This is a genomic window from Planktotalea sp. (assembly GCF_039984035.1).
Lineage (GTDB): Bacteria > Pseudomonadota > Alphaproteobacteria > Rhodobacterales > Rhodobacteraceae > Planktotalea.
In genome coordinates this window covers 1-7,524 of sequence record NZ_JBDWVM010000245.1, presented here as the reverse complement: position 1 = coordinate 7,524, position 7,524 = coordinate 1, and the positions used below count along the sequence as shown (strand labels likewise).

General features: G+C 55.1%; 9 protein-coding genes. 4 read left to right on the top strand and 5 right to left on the bottom strand.

Going from position 1 to position 7,524, the window contains the following annotated elements:
• Together ABJQ89_RS11110 and ilvC are read right to left on the bottom strand one after the other, a co-directional pair.
• The coding region (locus ABJQ89_RS11110) for an EamA family transporter (RefSeq protein WP_348496305.1) at positions 1 to 727 on the bottom strand (727 nt) is incomplete at its 3' end.
• Between the two features lie 64 nt (positions 728 to 791).
• Positions 792 to 1,814, bottom strand: a complete 1,023-nt coding sequence (ilvC, locus tag ABJQ89_RS11105) for a ketol-acid reductoisomerase (protein WP_348496304.1) — start codon at positions 1,812 to 1,814, stop codon at positions 792 to 794.
• A 136-nt stretch (positions 1,815 to 1,950) separates the two neighbouring features.
• Here ilvC and ABJQ89_RS11100 point away from each other — a divergent pair, with 136 nt between their 5' ends.
• Genes ABJQ89_RS11100 through ABJQ89_RS11090 form a run of 3 tightly spaced genes read left to right on the top strand, consistent with a single transcriptional unit; the run spans position 1,951 to position 4,065 of the window.
• Complete coding sequence (locus ABJQ89_RS11100; protein WP_348496303.1) at positions 1,951 to 2,406, top strand: Lrp/AsnC family transcriptional regulator; 456 nt, start codon at positions 1,951 to 1,953, stop codon at positions 2,404 to 2,406.
• On the top strand, positions 2,403 to 2,900 hold the full coding sequence (locus ABJQ89_RS11095; protein ID WP_348496302.1) for an Lrp/AsnC family transcriptional regulator: 498 nt from the start codon (positions 2,403 to 2,405) through the stop codon (positions 2,898 to 2,900). The genes ABJQ89_RS11100 and ABJQ89_RS11095 overlap by 4 nt, the downstream gene beginning before the upstream one ends.
• Positions 2,901 to 2,937: 37 nt before the next feature.
• A complete protein-coding gene (locus ABJQ89_RS11090) occupies positions 2,938 to 4,065 on the top strand; it encodes an aminotransferase class V-fold PLP-dependent enzyme (RefSeq protein ID WP_348496301.1) in 1,128 nt (375 codons plus the stop codon).
• 36 nt (positions 4,066 to 4,101) lie between these two features.
• Here ABJQ89_RS11090 and ABJQ89_RS11085 read toward each other — a convergent pair whose 3' ends face one another.
• Entirely contained in the window at positions 4,102 to 5,295 is a 1,194-nt protein-coding gene (locus ABJQ89_RS11085; RefSeq protein WP_348496300.1) for a UbiH/UbiF family hydroxylase, read from the bottom strand.
• Between the two features lie 69 nt (positions 5,296 to 5,364).
• A complete protein-coding gene (locus tag ABJQ89_RS11080) occupies positions 5,365 to 6,009 on the bottom strand; it encodes a pyrimidine 5'-nucleotidase (RefSeq protein ID WP_348496299.1) in 645 nt (214 codons plus the stop codon).
• Positions 6,010 to 6,105: 96 nt separating this feature from the next.
• On the opposite strand from ABJQ89_RS11080, the gene ABJQ89_RS11075 reads away from it, so the two are divergent.
• Positions 6,106 to 6,762 (top strand): GntR family transcriptional regulator, encoded by a 657-nt coding sequence (locus ABJQ89_RS11075; RefSeq protein ID WP_348496298.1) that lies wholly within the window; start codon positions 6,106 to 6,108, stop codon positions 6,760 to 6,762.
• Here the strand turns inward: ABJQ89_RS11075 and ABJQ89_RS11070 are convergent.
• Positions 6,708 to 7,524 (bottom strand): glycosyltransferase family 2 protein (locus tag ABJQ89_RS11070; protein WP_348496297.1); only part of this gene is annotated, 817 nt, incomplete at its 5' end. The genes ABJQ89_RS11075 and ABJQ89_RS11070 overlap by 55 nt on opposite strands.

Here is a 7,524-nt window from a genome sequence, read left to right as displayed (position 1 = left end):
CCCCAAGTGCCGTGGGCAAAAGCGCTGCGTAGAGCAAAGCTAGGCTCGGGCGCAGGGCAACGTCGCTTGGAATGTCTTCCGTCAGAAGCGCGAAGGGCACGACCCAAAGCGCAGCGACTGTAATCGTGCCTGTTGCCAGTGCGATGGGCGGCATTTTCGGGCTGCGACGGGTTAGGACCGAGCCAATCGCGTAGCAACACGCGGAACCGATGCAGGCCAAACGCCCCCAAAATACCAAATCGCTTCCTGATTTGCTGAACGCACCGGGGCCGACGAGGATGACAATCCCGACAAACCCGAAGATCAGGCCAATGATCCGTCGTGGGCCGATGCCTTCCTCCGGTGAAAAAAAATAGACGAGCGGCAGCACCAAGAGCGGTACAGTGCCCATCGCGACGCCCGCAAAGGCAGAGGGCACATGTTGCTGCCCCCACGTGAGCATCAAAATCGGAATGGCCAAGGCGATTGTGCCGATGAGTACGTTAAAAAGCCATCCACGCGCGCCCGCGGTCTGATAAATCATCGTAATCGGCTGGCGGCAAAAGATGCTCAGAATGTTTAGGGCAAGCGCGGCCAAGCCGAGGCGACCAGCAGCCACCATGCGCGGGCTGTAGCCTTCCAAAGCGACGCTCATCGACATGAACGCAGCCCCCCAGATTACGCCAAGAAGCGCGATCAAAAGCCAGTTCAACAGGCCGGGATTTTCGGGGGAGGGCGTTTGCGTCATGCTGAAACGAAATGACCCCAGCCGAGGCCGGGGTCAATCCTAGTATTGTATCGAAACAAATCGATTAGTTCTTAGTCTTGTCGACCATTTTGCCTGCAGAGATCCAAGGCATCATGTCGCGCAGAGTTTTACCTGTCGCTTCGATCTGATGCTCATCGTTCGCACGACGGGACGCTTTGATCGTTGGCTGGCCAACTGCGTTTTCGAGCATGAAGTCACGAACGAATTTACCCTGTTGGATATCGTCCAGAACCGCTTTCATGCGCGCTTTTGTTTCCTCATATGGGAGGATGCGTGGGCCTGTAACGTACTGACCGTACTCAGCTGTGTTGGAGATGGAGTAATCCATGTTCGCGATGCCGCCTTCATAGATCAGGTCAACAATCAGCTTCACTTCGTGCAAGCACTCGAAATATGCCATTTCAGGTGCGTAGCCCGCTTCAACAAGCGTTTCAAAGCCCATGCGGATCAGCTCAACCAAGCCACCGCAGAGAACAGCCTGCTCACCGAAGAGGTCTGTTTCGCACTCTTCACGGAAGTTGGTTTCAATGATGCCAGAGCGACCGCCACCGATTGCGGAGCAGTAAGACAGACCGATTTCCAGCGCTTTGCCAGATGCGTCTTTGTCAACCGCTACGAGGCAAGGAACGCCGCCGCCTTTGGTGTATTCGCCGCGCACTGTGTGGCCAGGGCCTTTTGGCGCCATCATGATCACGTCAACGCCTTCTTTAGGCTCGATCAGACCGAAGTGTACGTTCAAGCCGTGTGCGAACGCGATTGCTGCTCCTTCACGGATGTTGTCGTGTACGTATTTCTTGTATGTTTCTGCCTGAAGCTCATCTGGCATTGTGAACATGATCACGTCAGCCCATGCTGCCGCTTCTGCGATGCCCATAACTTTGAGGCCTTCGCCTTCCGCTTTGGCTTGTGAAGGGGAGCCTTCACGCAGCGCAACAACGATGTTCTTCGCGCCGGAATCGCGTAGGTTCAACGCGTGTGCGTGACCTTGGGAGCCGTAGCCAAGAATGGCAACTTTGGCTTCTTTGATGAGGTTAACGTCGCAATCACGATCATAATAAACGCGCATGGTTTCGTCCTTTCGGGTTATAAACGAGTATTGAGGGCAAACTACACGTGCCGCGCTGTTGAACTTTCCTGATTTTGTAGATAATTGCTGAAATTCGAAAAGATCATTCGTCCTTTTTGCTTTGAGGTGTGATTTAATGCTTGATGATGTGGATCGACGCATATTGCGTCAGATGCAGGCAGCGCCCGAGCTCTCTAACGCCGAGCTGGCGGCCCGCTGTGATTTGACGACAGCGACCTGTTGGCGGCGCATAGAGAAAATGCAGGCCAATGGCGTGCTCGGCGGTCAGCAAGCGGTGATTGATTGGCAGGTGCTTGGCTATGCGGTTGAGGTCAGCCTGCGCATCACGCTGGATAAAACCCAAACGCGGGCGTTTGACGATTTCATTGAGGCCGCGCGCGAGGTGCGCGATGTGATCGAAATCCAGACCTTCCTTGGTCGCGTGGATGTGCGCCTTTCGGTAATCGCGCGCGATATGGCGCATTATCAGCAGATTTACCGTGAACGCATCCTCACATTGCCGCATATCGCAGATATTGAAGCCTTGATGCATGTGGCGCGCATCAAACAGAGCGAAGGTCTGCCGCTATGATCGATCTTGATGCGATGGACCACAAGATTTTGCGCGCCTTGGCGGAGGATGCAACGCTTGGGGCAGGGGCCTTGGGTCGCAGATTTGATATGTCGCAGCCTGCGATGTGGCGACGGGTGAAACGATTACAAGATGCGGGGGCCATTCGTGGGCGTCGTTTGGTTTTGGACGCTGAAAAGCTGGGGTTTGGCGTCACTGTTTTTCTTGGCGTGAAGCTCGCGACAAAGGGGCGTGTCAGTCTTGAGGATTTTGAACGTGCGGTGAGCGCCATTCCCGAGGTGCAAACGGTTGAGCATGTGTTGGGGCTATATGACTATCGCCTGCGCGTTGTTGCGCGCGATATTCCTGATTTTGAACGGGTTTTGCGACGACGCATTATGACTTTGCCGGGGGCAGGCGATGTGGAGGCGAACGTGCTGCTCAGTGAAGAACGGAGGCCCGGTCCCTTGGGCGCAGCTGAATTCGTGAAACAAGACTTTGCCAAGCCGGAATAAGCGCGCTAGCTACGGGTAACTTTTTTTGGAGATAAATATGCCCGCATTGCTCGACACTGTTGATCCGAATGGATTGGAAGAATTTTCCGTTGTTTTCACCGATCGCTCGCTGAACCATATGAGTGGCGCGTTCCAAGGCGTGATGAACGATATTTCTGCGATGCTGAAAGAGGTTTACGGCGCCAGCGGCGTTGCGTTGATCCCCGGTGGCGGCTCTTACGGGATGGAAGCCGTCGCACGCCAATTCGCGCGTGGTTCCCACGCGCTTGTGGTGCGCAATGGTTGGTTCTCTTACCGCTGGTCGCAAATTTTCGAGGCAGGTGGCTTCACCGAAAGCTGCACAGTGATGAAAGCACGCCAAAGCGGCAATGACACACGATCCCCTTTTGCGCCTGCACCGATTGATGAGGTGGTCGCGGCGATCCGTTCGGAAAAACCACAGATCGTTTTTGCACCGCACGTTGAAACATCAGCGGGTGTGATCCTACCCGATGACTATGTGAGCGCGATGGCGGCTGCGGCGCAAGAAGTTGGCGCATTGATGGTTCTCGATTGCATCGCATCTGGCTGTGCGTGGGTCGATATGAAGGCGACGGGCGTGGACGTGCTGATCTCTGCGCCGCAAAAGGGCTGGTCTGCATCGCCGTCTGCTGGGCTTGTGATGATGTCCGATCGTGCCTTGGCGCGTTTGGAAGAAACGACATCAGACAGCTTCGCGATTGATCTGAAGAAATGGTACCAGATCATGCAGGCCTATGAAAAGGGCGGTCATGCTTATCATGCGACGATGCCGACGGATGCGCTGCGCGCGTTCCGCGACACGATGCTTGAGACGAAGGAGTATGGCTTTGAGAAGCTGCAAGCGGCCCAATGGCAGCTTGGTGATGCAGTGCGTGCCTGTCTTAAGGGCAAGGGCGTGACCTCTGTCGCGGCAGATGGGTTTGGTGCGCCGGGCGTTGTGGTCAGCTATACAGATGATCCTGCGATCCAGAATGGGAGCAAATTCGCAGCGCTTGGCATGCAGATTGCTGCCGGTGTTCCCTTGGCCTGCGACGAGCCGGACGATTTTCGCACGTTCCGATTGGGGTTGTTCGGTCTGGATAAGCTGTATGATATCGACGGCACCGTCGCGCGCCTTACAAAAGTTCTGGATCAAGTGCTCTGAGACGACTCGTAGGGTGCGTGATACCACGCACCTTACTTATCCTTTAGCGCCAAGGCCCATTTGCATGATGGATTTACGAAGCGGTGCGAAACTATAGAGCGCATTAAGTCCCGCAGCACGCGCGTCCCGCAAAGGACGCGCGGATAGCATCGACGTTTTGTTCAACATGGCAACGCCTGCGACGCGCATTCGAATATCGTTGATCCGCGCCCGATGATAGGCATCTAGCATCACTCTATCACCGAGCTCTGAAGGTCTTGCCGTCGCGAGGTCCAAGAGCGCGCGAATGTCGCCGAGGGACATGTTCAATCCTTGCGCGCCGATAGGGGGCAAGACATGTGCCGCCTCCGCGATCAAGGCGATGCGCTCGCCGCTGAGATGTTCGGCGTGTTGGCTGATGATCGGCCAAATCGTCCGCTGCGAAGCAAGCTGCAAATGTCCAAGAACAGCGCAGGAGCGTTGGTTCATGGCCACCTCGAAGTCTGCATCGCTCAATGCGGCTAGGGCTTTGGCTTTTGGCCCTTCTTCCATCCAGACAATGGCTGAGCTGGGTTTGCCCTCAAAATCAGGCAAAGGCACAAGGGTGAAAGGGCCACCTGTGCGATGAATTTCGGTGGAGACATTGTCGTGTGGCACATCATGGGTCACCGCAAAAGCCAGTGCTTTTTGCCCATAGCGCGTTGTCTTGACCTCAATACCAGCGGCCGCGCGCATTGGCGACGCGCGCCCGTCCGCGGCGATCACGAGGCGGGCCTTCGCGCGGCTGCCGTCTGACAAGCCAACGCGCGCTTCACCTGTACGGGTGAAGAGCGTCTTTGCACCAATGCCCGTGCGATAGGTTACATTTGGTAAGGTCTCAAGATGCGCAGCCATTTCGCGGCGCAGTAACCAATTGGGCAAATTCCAACCAAATGGCTGCTCTGAAATGTCTGAGGCGTCGAATTCTTTCGACATGCGCGCCGTGTGATCATCGCCGCCCGCATCGATGATGCGCATGACCTGTAAAGAGGCGGCATGCGGGGCAAGTCGATCCCACAGCCCGCTGTCGATCAGCAGCTGTCGCGCGGGTTGCAAAAACGCTGTGCTGCGCAAATCAGCCCCTTTTGCATCGTGCGATGTGATCGCAGGGCTTGGATCAACGCAAAGGACATCAAAGCCAGCTTTCGCAAAGGCAGCGCTCGCGGTGAGACCCGCAATTCCGCCGCCGGAAACGATGATGTCGTGATCCATGCCATTCTCCATTTCTATCTTAGAGATAGATACTTAAACGTTCTTTGCCATAGGCAAATCGCCGCAATTTTAAGTGAGCGCACGCAAGAACGTCGCCAAATCATCCGTGTGATGATGAATGTGATCTTCGCGCAGCGCGTCGGGCGCCACATGAACTGTGCGCATTCCAAGGGAATGAGGCACGCGCAAGTTTCGCGGATCGTCTTCGAACATCGCGGCCGTTTCAGTGGGAACCTTGTCCAAGCCAAATACAGTATCGAATGCAGCCGCATCCGGCTTGGGGTGGTAGTTGGCATGTTCAACGCCATAGATCGCCGCAAATATCCCATCAAGACCGCGCGCCTTTAGCACGTTTTGCGCATAAGGGGCCGTGCCGTTGGTGTAGACGATTTTGCGCCCGGGCAATGCGTTAATTGAAGATCGCAGCTCTGGATCATCGTCGAGCACGGTGAAATCGATGTCGTGCACATCAATGAGATAGGGTTCAGGATCAATGTCGTGTTCGCGCATTAGCCCCGCCAAGGTCGTGCCATGGGTTTTCCAATAATGACCGCGTAAATAGTCGGCCCTTTCGCGATCTACACCCAAAGTTTTCATGACATATGCGATCATGCGAACCTCGATTTGATCGAAGAGACACATTTCGGGCGGGTACAAGGTGTTATCGAGATCGAAAACCCATGTATTTACGTGTGAGAAAAGCTGCTTTGGCATGCCCAGACGCTAGCCTGTCCACTGCGTCGCTACAACAGGTTGAACGCAATTCTCGCAAGGCTTAGGCTACACCAACTGTGAGCAGAGGGACTTTCGATGAACAACGCCAGAACCGGTCAAACGGATGCATATACTCTGTTGCTCGAAGCGATTGATGTGGGCGTGTTCAAGCCCGGCGATCGTCTGGTGGAAAGCGACCTAGCCGAGCGATTTGGCGTGTCGCGCACGCCTATTCGTGAGGCCTTGCAACGCTTGGAAACCCAGAGCTTGCTGACGCGTGACGGGCGTAGCTTGATTGTTGCGTCGTTGTCTCACAACCAGATGTCAGAGCTTTATGTGGTTCGGGCCGAACTTGAGGGGCTCGCAGCACGCCTTGCAGCGCGCCATGCGACAGAGGAAGAAGTGCAAGTGCTGCGTGATATGGTGCAGGATGATCTAAAACTGATGGATGATCCATCCGCGTTGGCGCGTGCGAACCGTCGGTTTCATAAGCAGATTCACCTCGCATCGCACAATCGTTTCCTTGTTGGTCAATTGGATTTGGTGCACCGCTCAATGGCGCTGATGGCGACAACCTCGCTCGCGGCGCAGGGACGCGGAGAAGGGGCGATGGAGGAACATAATGCCATCGTCGAAGCGATTGCCGCGCGCAATGAAGACGCGGCGCAGCAAGCGTTACGCGATCATATCTCGGTCGCCTATATCACGCGGCTCAAGCTTGATGCGACTTCCTCTGAGGGCGGCGCATCCTGATCTGCTTGACTGTGACCATGGGCGGTTTTTTCCCAATAAAAGGGCCGCGTGATTAACTCCCACGCGCCTTTGTAAATCGCCAATGTTCCCAGCGCCATGTAGACGCTCATGCATAGGGTCCATGGGATCAAGCGGCGATGCTCCTTACCGGTGACTGCGATCACGTAGACGATTGTGCTCAGGCACCACATGCCGATGAAGGACAGCATGAGTGTGTTTTGAACTTCGCTCGGCAGAATGATCTCGATCCATTCTGGCGCGCCGAGGTAAATCAACATGCAGGACCAGATGAAAGGCGCCAGCAAATACTGACTGATGGATGATAAAAAGAAGGCTTGAAAGCCCAAGAATTTCCATGCGCCGAGTTCAAAGAGCAGACGAATTGGACGACGCATGTGGGTTAAATAGGTGATGAGGTAGCCCTTTAACCAGCGCGAACGTTGCTTGATCCATGGCCATGCAGAGTTATTTGCTTCTTCGTGGGTGACGGACTGAATAAGCGCCGTGCGATACCCTGATCGCGCGATTCGAATGCCCAAATCGGCATCTTCTGTTACGTTGTGCGCATCCCACCCATGCAATTCTTCCAAGGCGCTGCGACGGAAAAAGACGCTTGTTCCGCCGAGTGGTATAGCAAACCCCAAATGTGCCAAGCCCGGCAGGATCAGTCGAAACCACGTCGCGTATTCAATCGTGAAAAATCGCGACAATGCGTTGGCTTGTGGATTGTAGAAATCGAGAATGGCTTGGACGCAGGCAGTG